The organism is uncultured Psychromonas sp., assembly GCF_947489755.1.
In the GTDB taxonomy this organism is placed as follows: domain Bacteria; phylum Pseudomonadota; class Gammaproteobacteria; order Enterobacterales; family Psychromonadaceae; genus Psychromonas.
The window spans coordinates 34,799-55,131 of sequence record NZ_CANLFB010000027.1 but is presented as its reverse complement, the minus strand read 5'-3'; the positions used below and the strand labels follow the sequence as shown (position 1 = coordinate 55,131).

Below are 20,333 nucleotides of genomic sequence, written 5' to 3'. Positions count from 1 at the left end.
AACCCAGACAGAGATAAAAAAAGAGGTAGATTGCAATATGGTTTGCACGCGGTTACCTCTTAATGTCCAACCTATGAGCCGGTGTTTGGTAGTATTTATCTGTAAACAATACACGTTTTTGACGTTCTTCTGTAATACGCATAGAAGCCATGATCACATCTGATTTTCTTGACAATAATCCAGGTATTAAACCGTCCCATGCGAGTGTTATCCATTCACATTTTAATTCGGCTTGAGCACATAACGCATCTGCAATTTCTATATCAAAGCCGACAGGTTTGCCATCTGAATTTTTGTAATTAAATGGTGGGTAAGTAAAATCAGAAGATAAACGAACTGTCTTTGACTCTGCTGCTTGTAATGGGGTCATAAATATTAATGACAGCAATGTTGATGATAATAGTACTGCTATTTTTAACGATTTCATCGTAAGTTCCTTTTAGATATATTGTTAATTGTTATAAATGAAAATGACTAATTTAATTTTTTTAGGGCGTTTAAGGTTTCAAGCATACTTTCTTTAGAGCCAATAGTAATGCGAATACAATTACTTAAGGCAGGTTCATGGATTTGATTTCGCGTGACAATACCTTGTTCAATGAGGTACTGATAACTGTTTACATTATTAGTAAATCGAATCAAAACAAAATTAGTTTCACTACCAAATACATGCTGTACAGAATCTAATAACATTAGCTGTCCTTTAAACCATTCACGTACTTGTATAAGTTGACTTGTTTGTTGCTGCATAAGGTCCTGTCCATTTTGAGAGAGTACTTTTAACGCAATCTCTGCCGTCGGATCCGCAATTGGGTAAGGTGCAATGAGGCGGTTTATATAAGACATGACACACGTATCAGCCAATAAGAACCCACAACGAATAGCGGCCAATCCAAAGGCTTTCGATAAAGTGCGTATAACAATCAGATGCGGATATTTATGCATTAAATGTAATGCACTGCTATGTGTTGAAAATTCAATATAAGCTTCATCAATCACCACTAATGTTGAATCTTTACTGGCTTCTAACAGGTCAACAATATCATCCTCATTAATCGCATTACCCGTTGGGTTATTAGGCGAGCATAAAAATAATAAGGAGCTCGTTGGTAATTGTTTTTTAATATTTACTACATCAAGCTGAAAGTTTTCTAAAAGAGGGACTTTACACGTGTTGACAGAAAACGAATCTGCACAAAACTCGTACATCCCATAAGTAGGAGAACAGATAATAATCTGATCATCACCCGGACTACAGAAAGTACGAACTAATAAATCAATAGCCTCATCTGCACCGCGTACAGCAACTATTTCGCAATCTAGTTTGCCCGATTGTTGCTCGCAATAGTGGAGGTAAGCTTGTGCCGTATCATGAGGTAAAAAATCAGGGTAGCGATTATAATGGCTATTACTGCCTTGGCTTAAGTCGCCGTACTGAGCGCTAGATTCAAGCTCATTGGCATTTAACCATAAATGGCCATTGCCACCGAGACGACGTGCGGACTGATAAGGAACAAGTTTTTGTACTGCCTTAGGGACTAACTTTGATGCTAATGATTGCATTAACCAACTTCCAATTTAAGTAAAATACAGTTTTATAAAGTATTGAATATTTACGCTTTAAATTAGAATAATTATTCATTTGTTTTGTTAGTTCGATTTAAACAAATCTTCATTGAAAGATGAAACGAAAAATAGGTATACTTGCTATGAGTAAAAGTCATAGCAAGTTATGTAGAAGCAGCATAATCGGTTACTTGTTAGTTCTATTTGTATAAGCCAGTACGAGATAATAATGAATAATCGTTTACCTTCGACTAAAGAAATACAGGCATTTGTTGTCACTGCTGAGCAACTGAAATTTACTTCTGCAGCGCAAGTGTTGAACGTGACACAAGGAGCCGTAAGTCGACAAATTATTGCTTTAGAAAAAAAACTTGGTATCGCTTTATTTCATCGACATGCGAGAGGTCTAACACTCACCGAAAAAGGATTGCATTTTTTACCTTTAATAAAACAAGTGCTTCAGCAAATGAAAAGTGCGGTCGAGCAAGTCTCTGCTATAAAACCGATCATTAAATTAAAAGCGCCTAGTTGTATTACTACTTGGCTGTTACCTAAAATTATGGCCTTTCAACAAGCTTATCCCGATATAACGGTCGAGCTGACCTCTTCCATTAAACACGATACTAACTTCTCATCTGAATCTTTCGATGCGGCTATTTACTATTGTACTGAAATAAAAGATAAAAATTTAACCAGTGATCTATTATTTGAGGAAGTATTAACGCCAGTATGCGCTCCCTCGCTTTTACCTGACGGAAAGGCTCTGCTCAGCATTACAGACATGAAAAATATGCCATGGTTGCATTCCACACCACAGCAAAGCGATTGGTGTTTATGGTTAGCACAGACGGATAGTCCTTCATTAACGTCAACGCATAACCAACACTTTGCAACGTTAGATGCTGCGGTAGGTGCCGCGAAGCAGGGGTTTGGTATTAGTATTGGCGACTTTGTATTAGCTTCGTTAGATGTTGCCTCTGGCGCGCTAATGATGCCGCATTCATTGCAGGTGAAATCAGGTAAAGGTTATTATTTAGCAAGTTCAAAAACATCTAACAACTTATCATTACCAATATTGGTGGCTTGGCTTCTAGAACACACTAACTAATTAATGGAATAACTTTCTGACATCAAATTCATTACTAAATATAAAACGGCAATAAGTAAAGAGAGCAGAGTAAAACAGGGAGGATGATTAAATATTGTTTAATAAAGGTGAGTCTTATACTGATAGATAATTCGTTTTGATGGACAGATTAACATCTGATCGATAATGAACAATCCCAAAAACAAAAAGGCCCGAGAACAATTACTGCGCTCGGGCCTTTTTACGCTAGCTAAAAAATTTATTCAGCTACTTCTTCACGTGGCGTGCGTTCGTTTGCTTCACGTACTTTTAATGAGCGCTCTTGGAACTCTTTTTCATTTAATGCTTCAATTGCCTTTGCCGCATCGCTTTCTGGCATTTCAACAAAACCAAAACCACGACGTTTGCCCGTATGTTTGTCTTTCATTAAACGGACTGAAATAACTTTTCCCTGTTCTGCAAATAATGTGCGAATAGCCATTTCGTTTGCGCGATAAGGTAAGTTACCAACATATAGTGTTGTCGTTGCAAAATCCGCTTCAGGCGCAGTTGCTGTTGTTGCAGTACTTTTGCTTGTATTTGCAAGTTGAATCAGAAAACCTACTATCACTGCACCAGCGGCGAATAATATTGCGCCATTTACACTGATTGAAAGTAGGGTGATGGCAGCTGCACCAATAACGGCAACTGCAACAGAAAGCAACACTGGAGTGTTTGACTTCATAATTTAATAACCTCAAAAATAATAAAAGAAAAGAACTAGAAACGTAAGCGTAGATTCGATATATCGAAAATAGCTCATAATGCTTTTTTGAGAATGGTGGCATAATCCCTGCCATTATCAATCCATGAAAAGCAATGTCTATTGTATGTCAAAAAAACTAATTAGCGTTAATAGATTGCTTGATCATCTTTGATCTTATTGAAGAAAAGTTAAAAATGTGAGGGAAGCCTCGCTGTTTGTGAGTGAAATGTGACCATTTGGCGCTTGTTTTTTGTCCTCAATATGTTTTTAAGGGTAAATATTTACTTTTTATTCTGGGAAAAAATATAACGTGAAGTTAACTGCTAAAGCATTACGACGATAGGCGTTTAAAGATGGAGATTAAAACAGAAATTAGCTAGAATGCACGGCAATTAGGATACGCAAATTACGCGTATTAAAACCAGACATCAAAAATAAGCATTAAAGTTACTTAAAACGCGCAGAAAATGGCGATTAAGTTAGCTGCGATAAAGTGGTAATCAAGCGACGATCAACCTGTATCGCAATGCAATATGTAGTCACTAACAAGGTATTAAAAGTATTCATGAAAAATATTCGTAACTTTTCAATTATTGCCCATATCGACCATGGTAAGTCAACATTGTCAGATCGTTTAATCAGCACTTGTGGTGGTTTAACCGAGCGTGAGATGGCCGCGCAAGTAACTGATTCTATGGATATCGAGCGTGAGCGTGGTATTACTATTAAAGCGCAAAGTGTCACGTTAGATTATAAAGCAAAAGACGGTGAAACTTATCAGTTAAACTTTATCGACACACCAGGACACGTAGATTTTTCTTATGAAGTATCACGTTCTTTAGCGGCTTGTGAAGGGGCTTTATTAGTTGTTGATGCGGGTCAAGGTGTTGAAGCGCAAACCTTAGCAAACTGTTATACCGCGTTAGAAATGGAACTAGAAGTTGTTCCAATCTTAAACAAAATCGATTTACCGGCTGCAGAACCCGATCGTGTGGCTGAAGAGATCGAAGACATTGTAGGTATTGATGCGACAGACGCCGTACGTTGTTCTGCTAAAACTGGGTTAGGTATTGATTTAGTATTAGAAGAGATCGTACGTATGATCCCGCCGCCAGTAGGGGATCTAGATGGACCACTACAGGCATTAATTATTGACTCATGGTTTGATAATTACCAAGGCGTTGTGTCATTGGTACGTATCAAGCACGGCCAAATTAAAGTCGGCGATAAAATGAAAGTAATGACCACAGGTCAAGTTCATTTAGTGACTAAAGTGGGCTACTTCACGCCGAAACAAAAAGAAACAGGAATTTTAAAAGCCGGTGAAGTTGGTTATGTTATTTCTGGTATTAAAGATATTTTGGGCGCACCAGTAGGCGATACGTTAACACTTGCTGATAATCCGTCGCCAAAAGCGTTACCTGGTTTTAAACGTGTTCAACCACAGGTTTACGCGGGTCTGTTTCCTGTAAGTTCTGATGATTATGAGAACTTCCGTGATGCATTGGGTAAATTAAGTATTAATGATGCGTCATTATTATATGAACCAGAAAACTCGTCGGCACTAGGTTTTGGCTTCCGTTGTGGTTTCTTAGGTTTACTACACATGGAAATCATTCAAGAGCGTTTAGAGCGTGAATACGATATTGACCTTATTACTACGGCACCAACGGTTATTTTTGAAGTAGAAAAAAGTAATGGTGAAGTCGAATACGTTGATAGCCCTGCTAAATTGCCAGCAACGAATGACATTAATGAAATCCGTGAGCCTATTGCTGAATGTAACATTTTAGTGCCTCAAGCTTATTTAGGGAATGTTATCACTTTGTGTATCAATAAACGTGGTGTACAAACCAAGATGGCGTATCACGGTAACCAAGTGGCATTAACTTACGAAATTCCAATGGGTGAAGTAGTCATGGACTTCTTTGACCGTTTGAAATCAACCAGTCGTGGTTATGCATCATTAGAGTATAATTTTGTTCGTTATCAGTTAGCGGACATGGTCCGTGTAGACGTGATGATTAATGGCGACCGTGTAGATGCCTTAGCCTTAATTACACATCGTGATAACTCAGAAACTTACGGTCGTGAGTTAGTTGAAAAAATGAAAGAGTTGATTCCTCGTCAAATGTTTAATATTGCAATACAAGCGGCGATTGGTAGTAAAATTATTGCCCGTTCAACGGTTAAGCAATTAACTAAAAACGTATTGGCAAAATGTTACGGTGGTGATATCAGCCGTAAGAAAAAACTGTTGAAGAAACAGAAAGAAGGTAAGAAGCGAATGAAGTCTGTTGGTAATGTAGATGTACCTCAAGAGGCTTTCCTAGCGGTATTACATATCGGTAAAGATAAGTAATGTTTGATTACTCTTTATGCTAAGTTTTAGGATAGAAAATAGTAATTAAAAAATGTTAATGCGCTGGTTTCTAACCCGCGCATTTTGTATTTTAAACGAGTCATATTAGTTAAAATCCATTAATTAATATGATTTATAAATGGATAGGAAAAAAAATGGCAAATTCATTTGCATTAATTTTAGTAATTTTAACCTTAGTAACAGGTCTCATTTGGATTCTTGATAAAATTAAATGGGCTAAAAAACGTAAACAGGCTTATGCCGATTTACAAGCTCAATCTGATATTGATTTAGACGAAAAAACATTGGCAAAAATGGTGCCTGAAAACCCAATTATTGAAAATGCGCGTAGCTTGTTTCCAGTCATAGCAACGGTATTTATTTTGCGTTCTTTTATTTATGAACCGTTTCAAATTCCATCGGGTTCAATGATGCCAACGCTGCTAGTTGGTGATTTTATTTTGGTTGAAAAATTCTCATACGGTATCAAAGAGCCTGTTTGGCAAACAACGTTAATCCCAACGGGTCATCCAGAACGTGGTGATGTTGCGGTGTTTAAATTCCCTGAAGATCAACGTGTTGACTTTATTAAACGTGTTGTCGGTTTACCGGGTGATAAAATTGTTTATAAAGATAAAGCACTTTATATCGTACCTGCATGTGGTGAAGCAAACTGTGGCGATTATAAAAAACTAGACACTTCATTTATCGGCGCTCAAGACTTCAAGCATGAAAGCAATACTGTCAAAGTTTATTCTGAAGTATTAGGTGATGTTGAGCATCAGCTACTGATTAATCCTTTGCGAAGAGAGCAAGTGGAAGGTTATTACCAACAAAAAACACCATTAACTGCAGCTTACGAGTGGGTTGTACCTGAAGGTAATTACTTTGTAATGGGCGATAACCGTGATAATAGTCGTGATAGCCGTTTCTGGGGATTTGTACCTGAGCGTAATTTAGTCGGCAAAGCAGTTGCTAAGTGGATCAGCTTTGAGTTTGACCGTGATGCAAGTGACTTTTTACCTAGCTGGGTACCAAGTAATGTACGTTTTGAACGTATAGGTAGCATCAAATGAAGATGAAAGAACAAGAATTAAAGCGTTTAGAAAAACGAATTGGTTATGAATTTTCAGATTTTTCATTATTAAAACAAGCGTTAACACATAGAAGTGCACTTGGTTTACATAATGAGCGTTTAGAGTTTTTAGGCGATTCTATTTTAAGTTTTGCTATCTCAACTGATTTATATAAACGTTTTCCTAAAGTTGACGAAGGTGACTTAAGTCGCATGCGTGCGACCTTAGTCTGCGGGAAAATGTTGTCAGAAGTAGGGCGTGAATTTGTATTGAGTGATTGCTTGATATTAGGACCTGGCGAATTAAAGAGTGGCGGTTTCCGTCGTGATTCAATTATCGCTGATGGCGTTGAAGCGATCATTGGTGCCGTTTTCTTAGACTCTAATATCGATGTGGTGAATAAATTAGTATTAAGTTGGTTTGAAAGCCGTCTGAATACCATTCAACCGGGTATCGGACAAAAAGATCCTAAGACACGTTTACAAGAGCATTTACAATCTCGTAAACAACCTTTGCCGCTTTATGAAGTCCTTGATGTGAAAGGTGAAGCGCACAATCAACAATTCACGATGAGCTGCGAAATTGAAGGTATGCAACAAGTCCAGGGCAAAGGCACAAGTCGTCGTAAAGCAGAGCAAGTTGCTGCACAAACTATGTTAACTGCATTGTTAGGTGACAAATAATGTTACTTCTTAATGCACATTATTTACCGGTATTATTAACTTTAACTTTCATCTATTTAGGAGCTAAATAATGACACAAAAATGTGGCTTAGTCGCAATCGTCGGGCGTCCTAATGTAGGGAAATCAACGCTTATTAATGCATTGCTTGGTCAAAAAGTAAGTATTACTTCACGTAAAGCACAAACAACGCGTCACCGTATTCTTGGTATTGATACCGATGGTGATTATCAAACTGTGTTTGTTGATACACCTGGATTACATATAGAAGAAAAACGTGCCATTAACCGTTTAATGAATCGTGCCGCATCAAGCTCAATCAATGATGTAGAAATGATTGTATTTGTCGTTGAAGGAACGCATTGGACTGCTGATGACGAAATGGTATTAAGAAAATTTGAATACCTAAAATGTCCGGTTATTTTAGCGGTTAATAAAATTGATAACGTCGAAGATAAAGAATTATTATTACCGCATTTACAGAAGATCGGTAAGCTTTATAACTTCGCACATATTTTGCCGATGTCAGCTAAATCTGGCGATAACGTTGAAAAAATTCGTGAATGGGCTAAAGGTGTTTTACCTGAATCTGAGTTTTATTTCCCAGAAGATTACATTACCGATCGTTCTTCACGTTTCATGGCGTCTGAAATTGTACGTGAAAAGCTAATGCGCTTTTTAGGTGATGAATTACCCTATTCAGTTACCGTTGAAATTGAACAATTTAAACAAAAAGCTAACGGTATTTTGCATATCAATGCCCTGATTTTAGTCGAGCGTGATGGCCAAAAACGTATGGTTATCGGTAATAAAGGCGAAAAGCTGAAAGCGATAGGCATGCAAGCACGAATCGATATGGAAGAGCTATTTGACTCTAAAGTATTCCTAGAAATTTGGGTTAAAGTTAAATCTGGTTGGGCTGATGACGATCGTGCATTACGTTCATTGGGTTATGGGGATGATTATAACGGTTAATAGACATTAATAAGGTTTAGCTTAGCACTTTTAGTGACAAGCTTTGACCTTTCATAATGGTTATTTTCTGCTTATAGAGGCTATTTAATGTCTATTGAGTGCCACAATGCTTTTATACTTCACCGCCGTCCTTATGGTGAGACGAGTCAATTGGTTGACCTGTTTTGCCAAGACGTAGGTAAAGTAAGCCTTGTTTTTAAAGGTGGCCGTAGTAGTACTCGCATGAAACGTGGCATGGCTCAACCGTTTACGTTATTGCTCGCCAGTTATTTTGGCCGTGGTAGTTTAAAAACGGTTAAGTCGCTAGAGGCGCAAACTCAAGTTGTACCATTACATGGACAACGTTTATATATTGCGATGTACGTTAACGAGTTGCTATATCGTTTATTGCAAGCTGAGACGGCTTGCGATGGTCTTTTTGAATGTTATCAACGTACGCTTATTAGTATTGCTCGTGATGACGACCCACAAAAAGCACTACGTTTATTTGAATTAACATTATTAGAAACATTAGGTTATGGTATTAACTTCGATCATGATGTTTACAGTGATGAAATTATCGAGTCAGGTTTTCAATATCAATATCAACAGCAACTTGGTTTTTTTGCTAAACAAGCTATTTGTAAACCAGAGCAGGTTTATGACGGGCAAGATATTATTAACTTATCGCAACGCGAACTTGATAGTGAAGCAACTTTAAAAATGGCAAAACGTTTTTGCCGCCAAGCATTAGCTAATTTGTTAGGTGATAGACCTCTACATAGCCGCGCACTTTTCGCCGCTAAATAAAAATTTTGGGTTATTTCAACACCCTAACAATCAGGCCAAAGAAAAAATTAATAGCAACAGTATAAAGGAAATAACATGAGCAAAATTTTATTGGGTGTAAATATCGACCATGTTGCAACACTTCGTAATGCACGTGGTACATGTTACCCAGAGCCAGCACATTTAGCAGCTGTCGCAGAAACGTCTGGTGCGGATGGTATAACTATCCATCTTCGTGAAGATCGTCGTCATATCCATGATCGTGACGTTGACGTGTTAGCTCAAACTTTACAAACACGTATGAACCTTGAAATGGCAGTTACCGATGAAATGGTTGAAATCGCACTAAAAACTAAACCAACATTTGTTTGTTTAGTGCCTGAAAAACGTGAAGAGCTAACCACAGAAGGTGGTTTAGATGTCGTGGGTAATTATGATAAAATAGCGAAGGCTGTGAGTCGTTTAAATGCGGCGAACATTCAAGTTAGTTTGTTTATTGATCCTGAAGCGGCACAAATTGATGCGGCCGTTAAAATGAAAGCGGCTTATGTTGAATTACATACGGGTCAATATGCTGATGCTGAAACCGAAGAGATTCAAGACGCTGAACTAGCACGTGTTGCAAAAGCCGCAACCTATGGTCATAAAGCAGGAATTAAAGTTAATGCAGGTCATGGTTTGAATTATCACAATGTTAAACCTATCGCCGCGTTACCTGAGATCATCGAGCTTAATATTGGCCATGCTATTGTTGCTCGTGCATTAGTCGATGGTTTCTCTGTTGCAGTGAGTGAGATGAAACGTTTGATGATTGAAGGTCGTAATCATAGTTTATAGGCCATATAGTTTATAGGTAGTAATGTATAAGTAAGCCATAAATAAGCTATAAGTAAGTATTAATAAGCATTAATCGAACAGAATGATTAATGCTTATTATTCTGCTTTTGTACTTAAGCCGACTTACAGTCTACTTATATTGATAATCATATATTTATTGTTTTATTCCCCGTTGTAGAGGTGTCACGTGAGTTCAGATCTTTATATTGAGCAGTTACGAACCCAATTTCCTATTTTAGATCAGCAAGTAAATGAGCATCAGCTTGTTTACCTCGATAACGCCGCCACGACGCAAAAGCCACAATCAGTCATTGATGCTATTTGTCATTATTACCAAACTAGTAATGCCAATGTGCATCGAGCTAGCCATGCGTTAAGTAACCAAGCAACGTCATTATTTGAACAAAGCCGAGTCAAAGTACAAACATTTATTAATGCGCAACGTTCAGAAGAAATCATTTGGACAAAAGGCACAACCGAAGGCATTAATCTATTAGCTAATGTATTTGCAGAGCAGTTACAGGCTGGTGATGAAATTATTATTAGTGCCTTGGAACATCATGCCAATATCGTCCCTTGGCAAATGCTTGCTAAAAAAACAGGTGCCGTCCTTAAGGTCATTCCTTTAACAGAACAGCATGGTTTAGATTTAACTGCCTTTCACTCTTTACTCACTTCAAAGACTAAAATTGTTTCTATTGCACATGTTTCCAATGCACTGGGTGTTATCAATCCCATTAAAGAAGTGATTAAATTAGCACATCAACAAGGCGCTAAAGTGATCATTGATGGCGCGCAGGCCGTTGCGCATATTGATGTCGATGTACAACAGCTTGATTGTGACTTTTACCTGTTTTCAGGGCATAAACTATTTGGTCCAACAGGGATTGGCGTTTTGTATGGGAAATATAATTTATTAAATCAACTTCCTCCATGGCAGGGTGGCGGTGAAATGATTCAAACCGTGACCTTTGAAGAAACAACCTATAACCAACTGCCTTTCAAATTTGAAGCGGGTACACCTAATATTGCAGGTGCGATTGGCTTGGGCGCAGCGATTGACTTTGTAAATGCTCTAGATACTGAATATTGCCAAAATCATGAAAAAAGTTTAATTGAATATACTGAAAATGCCTTAAGTAATATGCCTGAAATAAGCCTATTTGCCAAAGGTGTAACAAAGTCAGGTGCGATTAGCTTTATTGTTAAAGGCGAGCATAGTGCTGATATTGCTATGTTATTAAACGCACAGGGGATTGCTGTGAGAAGTGGTACGCATTGCGCGATGCCATTAATGTCAGTATTAAATTGTAGCGGTACGGTGAGAGTGTCTTTTTCTGTTTATAACACATTGCAAGAAGCCAATGTGTTTATCGATGCATTACAAAAGGTGATTGAGCTTTTAGGTGATTAGTTAGCCTTTTAACTAACCATCAAGTAAGCCCGTTTTCTTCTCAGTCTTTATTTAGGAACTATTATGTCAGCAAACTTAACGCAATTATTATCGATCATGCAGCAACTACGTACGCCTGAAACAGGTTGCCCATGGGACCTTAAACAAACCTTTGATAGCGTGGTACCCCATACCATTGAAGAAGCTTATGAAGTGGCAGATGCTATTGCTAACAAAGACTTTGATGATTTAAAAGGAGAACTTGGGGATTTATTGTTCCAAGTTGTCTTTTATGCTCAGTTAGCAAAAGAACAAGGGCTGTTTGAATTTGACGATATTCTTGACGTGTTAAATGAAAAACTGATTCGCCGTCATCCACATGTATTCTCAACTTCAGAGTTTACAACCGATGCAGAAATCAATGCGAATTGGGAAGCGGAAAAAGAAAAAGAGCGTCTTAAAAAAGCCAAGTCTTTAAACACAGAAGAAAGTGTATTAGATAACATTCCATTGGCATTACCTTCGTTAACACGCGCTTATAAAATTCAAAAACGTGCTGCGAGTGTTGGTTTCGATTGGGCTGAGTTAGAACCTGTTATTGCTAAAATACATGAAGAGATTGACGAGGTTTTAGTCGAAGTGAAAAGAACAGACTTAACTGAAGCGCAACAAAAAGAAAGAATTGTTGATGAATTAGGCGATTTATTATTTGCTAACGTTAATCTTGTTCGTCATTTAAAAGCCAATCCAGAGCAAGTATTAAATCAAGCAAACCAAAAGTTTTCATCAAGATTTAAGCTTGTAGAACAACATGTTAAATCCTTGGGTAAAGAGATGGGGGATTGCACATTGAATGAGTTAGATTCAATTTGGAATCAGATAAAGAAAATCCCGTCTTAAACTAGACCGCATCTAACGTCTAACAATCATCTCCAAAGCACTTTATTACTAATAAAGTGCTTTTTCGTTTGTCGAAAATAGCGCACCTTGTTATACTATTGTCCCATCTAAATGCTCAATTTTCTCCATTTTGATAAAGCGGTCACACTTTAAGATCCTAACTTTACTTATTTATAAGTTGAGTTTTTTTGCTGTGTGATGTTTTTATTTGGCAGTGAAATGAGGATTGTTTTTTCTCATTCTTAATGGCTCAGGGTTATTATGACAACAAAATATATATTCGTAACGGGTGGTGTGGTTTCATCACTTGGTAAAGGTATTGCTGCAGGCTCTCTAGCGGCAATTTTAGAAGCGCGTGGTTTAGACGTAACGATTCTGAAACTTGACCCTTATATTAATGTTGACCCGGGTACTATGAGCCCAATTCAGCATGGTGAAGTATTTGTAACTGACGACGGCGCAGAAACAGATCTTGATTTAGGCCATTACGAACGCTTTATTCGTACCAAAATGACCAAACGTAATAACTTTACAACAGGTCGTATCTACTCTGATGTACTCGCTAAAGAGCGTCGTGGTGATTACCTTGGCGCAACTATTCAGGTTATCCCACACATCACAAATGAAATTCAAGCTCGCGTTATCGCTGGCGGTGAAGGACATGATGTTGCAATTGTTGAATTAGGTGGAACGGTTGGTGATATTGAATCACAACCTTTCATTGAAGCTATTCGTCAATTAGGGTTAAAAGTAGGTCAAGAAAATGCAATGTTTATGCATTTGACTCTATTACCTTACTTGAAAACAGCTGGCGAAATTAAAACTAAACCAACACAACATTCAGTTAAAGAGTTGCGTAGTTTAGGTATTCAGCCTGACATTCTTATTTGTCGTAGTGAAGTAAGCTTCCCTGCCAATGAACGTGCAAAAATCGCATTGTTCTGTAACGTGCAAGAAAAGTCAGTTATCTCATTGCGTGACGTAGATTCAATCTACAAAATTCCAGCATTGTTAAAACAACAAGGTTTAGATCAAATCTGTGTTGAACGTTTTGGTTTAGATTGTCCTGAAGCTGATTTAAGTGAATGGTCAAAAGTAGTGGCAGAAGAAGCAAATACAACAAGTGAAGTTGTGATTGGTATGGTAGGTAAATACACTGAATTACCTGATGCCTACAAATCAGTTAATGAAGCATTAAAACATGGCGGCTTAAAAAATGCTGCTACCGTGAAGATTAAATATATTGATTCACAAGATGTTGAAATCAAAGGTTTAGGCGTATTAGAAGGTGTTGATGCTATTCTAATTCCTGGTGGTTTTGGTGAACGTGGCGTTGAAGGTAAAATTTTAGCTGCGCAGTATGCACGTGAAAATAAAATTCCTTATTTAGGTATTTGTTTAGGTATGCAAGTGGCGCTTATTGAGTTTGCACGTAATGTTGCAGGTCTTGAAAATGCACACTCAACAGAATTTAATACTGAAACAAAATACCCAGTGGTTGGTTTAATCACTGAATGGATTGATAAATCAGGCGAAGTTGAACAACGTACTGAAGATTCAGATCTTGGTGGTACGATGCGTGTTGGTTCGCAAAAATGTCACTTAGCCGATAAATCTAAAGTATTAGAAATGTACGGTAGTAAAGAAATATTTGAACGTCATCGTCATCGTTACGAAGTAAATAACAATTTATTACCAGCGATTAAAAAAGCGGGTTTGAAAATTACTGGTTTATCAGAAGATAAAAAACTAGTTGAGATCATTGAAAACCCGAATCATCCTTGGTTTGTTGCAGCGCAATTCCACCCGGAATTCACTTCAACACCACGTGATGGGCACCCATTATTTAAAGGGTTTATAAAAGCTGCGATAGATCATCAACAAGGTCGTTTTTTATAGTTTTTGTTGACCCGATCGCATTAGTTTGTTAAAAAATTACACATTAAAAGGTTGTGGTCACAAATCACAGCTTGTTATGAAGAATTTTTAAAATTTTATTTTTATTAAAACAAAGGAATAATCATGTCAAACATAGTTAAAGTACTTGGTCGTGAAATCATGGACTCACGTGGTAACCCAACGGTAGAAGCTGAAGTTCATCTAGCAGATGGTTCTATCGGTATGGCTGCTGCACCTTCTGGTGCATCTACTGGTTCTCGTGAAGCTCTTGAACTACGTGACGGCGATAAAGCTCGTTACTTAGGTAAAGGCGTACTTAAAGCTGTTGCAGCTGTAAACGGTCCAATCGCTGAAGCACTAGCTGGTAAAGATGCAACAGCACAAGCTGAACTTGACCAAATCATGATCGACCTAGACGGTACTGAAAACAAAGCTAAATTTGGCGCAAACGCTATCCTAGCTGTTTCTCTAGCTGCTGCTAAAGCCGCTGCTATCTCTAAGAAAGTACCTCTATACGCTCACATTGCTGACTTAAACGGTACTTCTGGTGTTTACTCTATGCCGCTTCCAATGATGAACATCATCAATGGTGGTGAGCATGCAGATAACTCTGTAGATATCCAAGAATTCATGATCCAACCTGTTGGCGCGCCTAACTTCCGTGAAGGCCTACGTATGGGTGCTGAAGTATTCCATAGCCTAGCTAAAGTACTTAAAGCTGACGATCACTCAACGGCTGTTGGTGATGAAGGTGGTTTTGCTCCTAACCTTGAGTCTAACGAAGCTGCACTTGCTGCAATCGAAAAAGCGGTTGCAAATGCTGGTTACGTATTAGGTAAAGACATCACATTAGCGATGGATTGTGCTGCATCTGAGTTCTACGACAAAGAAGCAAACATCTACGACCTTAAAGGTGAAGGTAAAAAATTCACTTCAGAAGAATTTAACTTCTTCTTACAAGATCTTACTAAAAAATACCCAATCGTTTCTATCGAAGACGGTCTTGACGAGTCTGATTGGGATGGCTTCGCACACCAAACTAAACTAATGGGTGATAAAATCCAATTAGTTGGTGACGATCTATTCGTAACAAACACTAAGATTCTTAAGCGTGGTATCGACAACGGTATTGCTAACTCAATCTTGATCAAATTTAACCAAATCGGTTCTTTAACTGAAACTTTAGCTGCAATCAAAATGGCTAAAGACGCTGGTTTCACTGTTGTTATCTCTCATCGTTCAGGTGAAACTGAAGATTCAACAATTGCTGATCTAGCTGTTGGTACTGCTGCTGGCCAAATCAAAACAGGTTCATTGAGCCGTTCTGACCGTGTTGCTAAGTACAACCAACTTCTACGTATTGAAGAAGCTCTTGGCGCTGCTGCACCATACAATGGTCTTAAAGAAGTTAAAGGTCAGTAATATTAGTGCTTAACTTAGGTTAAGGTTAATATTCTACTTTGATTTATAAATCCTCACTTCGGTGGGGATTTTTTTTGCCTGTTGTATGGTGAACTTTTAGTGCAAAGCACCTCATTACTTCAGTCTTAAAGAAGTTAAAGGTCAGTAATATTTACTGAGTATTAAACTTTAAGATTATAAATCCTCACTTCGGTGGGGATTTTTTTTGCCTGTTGTTTGAGGATCGAATAAGCACTAGTAATTTTGATGATGGTTGATTGCTTTAGAAAGAATAAATAAATTTTTAATAGACACAGAGGTTATTTTTTCATATCGGTTTTATTTTGACTTTGGGGCGCTGGCTTTAGCCTGCATTTTTTTGTGTTTGTGTTTGTGTTGAGAAAAAAGATAAAGGTGAGTATTAAGGGCTCTCTAATTCTATGATCTATCCACTGCAGTTGGATTCAGATCATAAATTTTAGAAACGTAAAATTCACTTAACATTGGGTTAGGGCATATCTTATTTAACTAACTCAGCGTAAAATGCGCGCTTTTAATAATATGAATCCCCCTTGGAGCTGTGATGCCTTCTCTTATTGATATACTTGGTTGGACAAGTGTCTTTTTTTACGTCTTTTTAATGGTCTTTAATGGCATGAAAAATGTACGGCTTGCTTCATTTCTTTCTGTTATTAATGATGTCACATGGGGCGTGATGATTGGAGTGATGCCTAAGGTTTTATTAAACCTAGTGGTAGGCAGCGTTACCTTATATCGTTACTTGTGCGACTTTACTGATTTTTCTCGTAAAATGACGCGTTTAATTTTAGTTATTATGATTGCCTTTCTCTTGTATGCAACATACTTTTCAGTCAATGATTACCTTGCTAACCCTTCACTAGGGCTGTTATTAACATGGGTGGACTTTGCCATTATATTAACCGCATTGAGTGTTAAAAAATTACGTTTATTCCAGCTGTTTATGTGGATATCGGCTTTTGTTGGTGGGTATGCTTATTATTTATTAGGCATCGATCAAATGGTTGTCATTAAACTTATTGTTGCCTGTATTATGTCTCATAAATTATTTATTCATCCATTATTTCCACAGTTAGAAGGCAAACTGCTTTTCTGGAAAAAATAAGTTTTATTCAAATGAGCGCTATTCAACTAAATTTAGCGTCTTTGAGTTGATTTTAATTTTCTGTTTAATGTGGGATGATTAACTTTTTAAATACTGAGTTTAAATATCATGCGCTTACTGTTAGCTATCTTTATTTTTATATTTTCATTATTGCAATACCATTTATGGTTTGGAAAGAATGGACTGCAGGATAATCGAGAATATTCTAAAGAAGTAGAATTGGCGACAGCGGGTAATGCAGAATTAACAACACGTAACCAAATGATGTTTTCAGAAATCGATAATCTAAAAACGGGGACGGAAGCAATAGAAGAACGAGCTCGTAATGAGTTAGGGTTAGTGAAAGAGGGTGAAACCTTTTTCCGTATTGTGCCAAAGGAAGATAACTAAATGAGTGAACTTTCTTTTTCTGTTGTTATACCCGCGGCAGGCATCGGCAAACGAGTGGGTGCTGATATCCCTAAACAGTATTTAGCTATTTTAGATAAAACCATCATTGAACACAGTATTGCCCCTTTTCTTGCTCATCCTGATATTAAAAAAGTCATTGTTTCTGTCGCTAAAAATGATCAATGGTTTAAAACGTTAAGTATTGCTCAACACCCAAAGTTGACCATTGTTGAAGGTGGTAAAGAACGTGTTGATTCAGTCCTTAATGCATTAAAAACGTTACCCAATAATGATTATGTTTTAGTCCATGATGCAGCGCGTCCTTGTTTGCAAACAAGTGATATTGATAAATTAATTTCTCATGCGCGTACCACTAAAACGGGGGCGATGTTAGCGTGTCGAGTACGCGATACAATGAAACGCACCAATCAAAGCAATCAAATAGAGCATACGGTTGAACGACAAAACTTATGGCATGCACTCACGCCGCAAATGTTTCACAATCAACAACTCATTACCGCTATCAGTAATATCGATGAACAACATCTGATTACTGACGAGGCCTCTGCTATTGAACTTGCTGGCGGTTCTGTCACTATTCTCGAAGGGCGCAGTGATAACTTAAAAGTCACTCAGTCTGAAGATTTGTTATTAGCAGAATTTTACCTATCAAAGCTTGGCTCTTGAGACTGACATTTTAATGTTTAAAGCCTCATGTTTAAAATGTAGTGCTCAAGGTTAGCGATTAAAATTTAGCTATCAAAATTTAGCTATTAAAATTAAGGAAACAATATGATCCGTATCGGACATGGTTATGATGTGCATAAATTTGGCGGTGAAGGCCCAATTACCATTGCAGGTATAAAAATTCCTCATGATAAAGGTTTACTAGCGCACTCCGATGGCGATGTTGCTATTCATGCACTTTGTGATGCAATACTTGGCGCATTGGCACTCGGTGATATCGGTCGCCACTTTCCTGATAATGATGATGCGTTTAAAGGCATTGATAGCAGAGAGTTATTGGTGGATGTCTATCGTCAAGCGAAAGAGAAAGGTTACCGATTAGGTAATGCGGATATTACCATTATTGCGCAAGCTCCTAAAATGGCATCATTTATCGGGCAAATGTGTGCTGAATTAACACGTTTATTAGAAACCGATGATAATAATATCAACGTTAAAGCGACAACGACTGAAGAGCTAGGTCCAATGGGACGTAAAGAAGGTATTGCAAGTCATGCAGTGGTTATCCTATTGAAGGAAGACCAATGAGTGAGACTCAGCCTGAAAAGAAAATCTATTCATTAGATTTTAACTACTTGTATGGCAAACCAACCTGTACTGCACGCTTTAAACAGCACTGTGAAGACTTTAGAGTAGAAGAGCACCTAGACTTTGAATTAACAGGTGAAGGCGAACACGTTTGTTTATGGATAAAGAAAATTGGTGAAAATACTGATTATTTAGCCAGACAACTTGCTAAGTTTACCGGTATTGCCGCTAAGAATGTCAGTTATGCCGGTCTTAAAGATCGTCATGCAGAAACTTATCAATGGTTTTCGCTTTATATTCCAGGAAAAATAACGCCTGACTTCAGCACATTCGAGTCTGATGGTGTGACTATTTTAAAAGTGATTCGTCATAATAAAAAACTACGTACTGGCTGTCTTGATGGTAATAAATTTGCCATTGTATTACGTGAAGTCTCAGATAAAACTGCCTTACAAATTACATTAGATAAAGCACAAAATGGGGTACCTAATTATTTTGGTAACCAACGCTTTGGTTTTGATGGGCATAATGTGAATGCTGCTTTACAGTTATTTAACGGTCGAAAAATAAAAGATAGATTCAAACGTGGTATGTATTTAAGTGCAGCACGAAGCTATTTATTTAATCGAGTCATATCTCAGCGTATTAACGATAATTTACAATCGTCTCCCTTGTTAGGTGACTGTGTTCAATTTGTGGCTAATCGTTCTTTCTTTCCTTTACCTGATTTATCAGAGCAAACGTTGCAACGTTTAACCTCCCGTGAGGTCTGTTTAACAGCGCCATTATGGGGTGCGGGTGAATTAACCTCTACTGATGACGCTAAACAATATGAGTTAGATTGCTTAGCAGAGTTTGAAGACTTACAGGCTGGCTTAGCGAAAGAAGGGTTAAAACAAGAACGACGCCCTTTGTTGTTAGTACCAGATCAGTTTAACTATCAATGGTTAGATGATTCGACAGTGAAAATTGAGTTCTATTTACCGTCAGGTTGCTATGCGACCAGTGTAATACGTGAACTGATCGAGATAAGCGGATGATGTTATTGATTAGTAATGACGATGGCGTCATGGCCCCAGGTTTATTGGCATTACAACAGCATCTAAGCCAAATAACAGATGTGCAAACAATGGTGGTGGCGCCTGAAAGAAACCATAGTGGAGCAAGTAACTCGCTGACACTTGAGCAACCTTTAAGAAGACAAACCTTAGAGAATGGTTTTATATCAATTAACGGTACACCAACAGATTGTGTGCATTTAGCCTTATATAAACTTTGTGATACACCGCCTAAGTTAGTTGTTTCTGGTATTAATGCTGGCGCTAATATGGGCGATGATGTTTTATATTCTGGTACGGTTGCTGCAGCAATGGAAGGGCGCTTCTTAGGTTTACCGGCAGTGGCTGTTTCATTAAACGGAACAGAACATTATGAAAGTGCAGCTCGTTATGCCAAACAACTGGTGGAACATTTATTAGCATCGCCTTTAGCGCAACATCAAGTGATTAATATCAATGTGCCTGACTTACCTTATGATCAAATTAAAGGGGTGAAAATAACCCGTTTAGGGAAACGCCATCAAGCAGAGTCAGTGATAGAAAGTGTTGACCCAAGAGGCCGAGAAATATTTTGGATTGGTCCTCCAGGTAATATTGCAGATGCAGGCGAAGGAACGGACTTTAATGCCGTTGAACAAGGTTACGTATCAATAACACCACTTAAAGTTGATTTAACGGCAACGGAACAATTACCTGTTTTAGAACAATGGCTAAATACAACGCTTAAAAATGGCTGTTAAAAGTGTAGACATTTAAAACTATCAAAGAGAAATACT

At 37.8% G+C, this 20,333-nt stretch carries 20 protein-coding genes; 17 read left to right on the top strand and 3 right to left on the bottom strand.

All coding sequences use genetic code 11. The features are described 5' to 3' along the window. Positions 1-52: 52 nt before the first annotated feature. Together Q0794_RS14220 and hisC are read right to left on the bottom strand one after the other, a co-directional pair. Positions 53-427, bottom strand: coding sequence for a transporter substrate-binding domain-containing protein (locus Q0794_RS14220; RefSeq protein ID WP_298942994.1), 375 nt, complete (start codon positions 425-427; stop codon positions 53-55). Between the two features lie 47 nt (positions 428-474). After that, entirely contained in the window at positions 475-1,563 is a 1,089-nt protein-coding gene (gene hisC, locus Q0794_RS14215) for a histidinol-phosphate transaminase (RefSeq protein WP_298942993.1), read from the bottom strand. Between the two features lie 232 nt (positions 1,564-1,795). Between hisC and Q0794_RS14210 the strand changes: the two genes are divergently transcribed. Next, positions 1,796-2,674: a LysR substrate-binding domain-containing protein gene (locus tag Q0794_RS14210; RefSeq protein ID WP_298942992.1), complete on the top strand. Its 879-nt coding sequence runs from the start codon at positions 1,796-1,798 to the stop codon at positions 2,672-2,674. Positions 2,675-2,912: 238 nt separating this feature from the next. Here Q0794_RS14210 and Q0794_RS14205 read toward each other — a convergent pair whose 3' ends face one another. Then, positions 2,913-3,377: an RNA-binding protein gene (locus Q0794_RS14205; protein WP_298942991.1), complete on the bottom strand. Its 465-nt coding sequence runs from the start codon at positions 3,375-3,377 to the stop codon at positions 2,913-2,915. 586 nt (positions 3,378-3,963) lie between these two features. Here Q0794_RS14205 and lepA point away from each other — a divergent pair. From lepA to surE, 16 genes are all read left to right on the top strand, one after another. Continuing rightward, positions 3,964-5,760: a translation elongation factor 4 gene (lepA, locus tag Q0794_RS14200; protein WP_298942990.1), complete on the top strand. Its 1,797-nt coding sequence runs from the start codon at positions 3,964-3,966 to the stop codon at positions 5,758-5,760. 155 nt (positions 5,761-5,915) lie between these two features. Continuing rightward, a complete protein-coding gene (lepB, locus tag Q0794_RS14195) occupies positions 5,916-6,836 on the top strand; it encodes a signal peptidase I (protein WP_298942989.1) in 921 nt (306 codons plus the stop codon). After that, complete coding sequence (rnc, locus tag Q0794_RS14190; RefSeq protein ID WP_081695326.1) at positions 6,833-7,519, top strand: ribonuclease III; 687 nt, start codon at positions 6,833-6,835, stop codon at positions 7,517-7,519. Before lepB ends, rnc begins: the two co-directional genes overlap by 4 nt. A gap of 70 nt (positions 7,520-7,589) precedes the next feature. Next, on the top strand, positions 7,590-8,492 hold the full coding sequence (gene era / locus Q0794_RS14185) for a GTPase Era (RefSeq protein WP_298942988.1): 903 nt from the start codon (positions 7,590-7,592) through the stop codon (positions 8,490-8,492). A gap of 87 nt (positions 8,493-8,579) precedes the next feature. Next, entirely contained in the window at positions 8,580-9,281 is a 702-nt protein-coding gene (recO, locus tag Q0794_RS14180) for a DNA repair protein RecO (protein WP_298942987.1), read from the top strand. Positions 9,282-9,356: 75 nt separating this feature from the next. Next, positions 9,357-10,097 carry a pyridoxine 5'-phosphate synthase gene (gene pdxJ / locus Q0794_RS14175; RefSeq protein WP_298942986.1) on the top strand — a complete coding sequence of 247 codons (741 nt, stop codon included), beginning with the start codon at positions 9,357-9,359 and terminating at the stop codon, positions 10,095-10,097. A gap of 187 nt (positions 10,098-10,284) precedes the next feature. After that, a complete protein-coding gene (locus tag Q0794_RS14170; RefSeq protein WP_298942985.1) occupies positions 10,285-11,511 on the top strand; it encodes a cysteine desulfurase in 1,227 nt (408 codons plus the stop codon). A 63-nt stretch (positions 11,512-11,574) separates the two neighbouring features. Beyond that, the gene (mazG, locus tag Q0794_RS14165; RefSeq protein WP_298942984.1) at positions 11,575-12,390 is read left to right on the top strand and encodes a nucleoside triphosphate pyrophosphohydrolase; all 816 of its coding nucleotides are present in this window, start codon (positions 11,575-11,577) and stop codon (positions 12,388-12,390) included. A 261-nt stretch (positions 12,391-12,651) separates the two neighbouring features. Then, positions 12,652-14,289, top strand: a complete 1,638-nt coding sequence (locus tag Q0794_RS14160; protein WP_298942983.1) for a CTP synthase — start codon at positions 12,652-12,654, stop codon at positions 14,287-14,289. A 123-nt stretch (positions 14,290-14,412) separates the two neighbouring features. Next, positions 14,413-15,711 (top strand): phosphopyruvate hydratase, encoded by a 1,299-nt coding sequence (gene eno, locus Q0794_RS14155; protein ID WP_298942982.1) that lies wholly within the window; start codon positions 14,413-14,415, stop codon positions 15,709-15,711. A gap of 562 nt (positions 15,712-16,273) precedes the next feature. Beyond that, a complete protein-coding gene (locus Q0794_RS14150; protein ID WP_298942981.1) occupies positions 16,274-16,834 on the top strand; it encodes a phosphopyruvate hydratase in 561 nt (186 codons plus the stop codon). Between the two features lie 108 nt (positions 16,835-16,942). Next, on the top strand, positions 16,943-17,224 hold the full coding sequence (gene ftsB / locus Q0794_RS14145; protein WP_298942980.1) for a cell division protein FtsB: 282 nt from the start codon (positions 16,943-16,945) through the stop codon (positions 17,222-17,224). Then, positions 17,225-17,911: a 2-C-methyl-D-erythritol 4-phosphate cytidylyltransferase gene (gene ispD, locus Q0794_RS14140; protein ID WP_298942979.1), complete on the top strand. Its 687-nt coding sequence runs from the start codon at positions 17,225-17,227 to the stop codon at positions 17,909-17,911. Between the two features lie 105 nt (positions 17,912-18,016). Beyond that, a complete protein-coding gene (ispF, locus tag Q0794_RS14135; protein ID WP_298942978.1) occupies positions 18,017-18,499 on the top strand; it encodes a 2-C-methyl-D-erythritol 2,4-cyclodiphosphate synthase in 483 nt (160 codons plus the stop codon). Then, on the top strand, positions 18,496-19,539 hold the full coding sequence (truD, locus tag Q0794_RS14130; protein ID WP_298942977.1) for a tRNA pseudouridine(13) synthase TruD: 1,044 nt from the start codon (positions 18,496-18,498) through the stop codon (positions 19,537-19,539). Before ispF ends, truD begins: the two co-directional genes overlap by 4 nt. Next, positions 19,536-20,297: a 5'/3'-nucleotidase SurE gene (gene surE / locus Q0794_RS14125; RefSeq protein WP_298942976.1), complete on the top strand. Its 762-nt coding sequence runs from the start codon at positions 19,536-19,538 to the stop codon at positions 20,295-20,297. Before truD ends, surE begins: the two co-directional genes overlap by 4 nt. Positions 20,298-20,333: the final 36 nt, after the last annotated feature.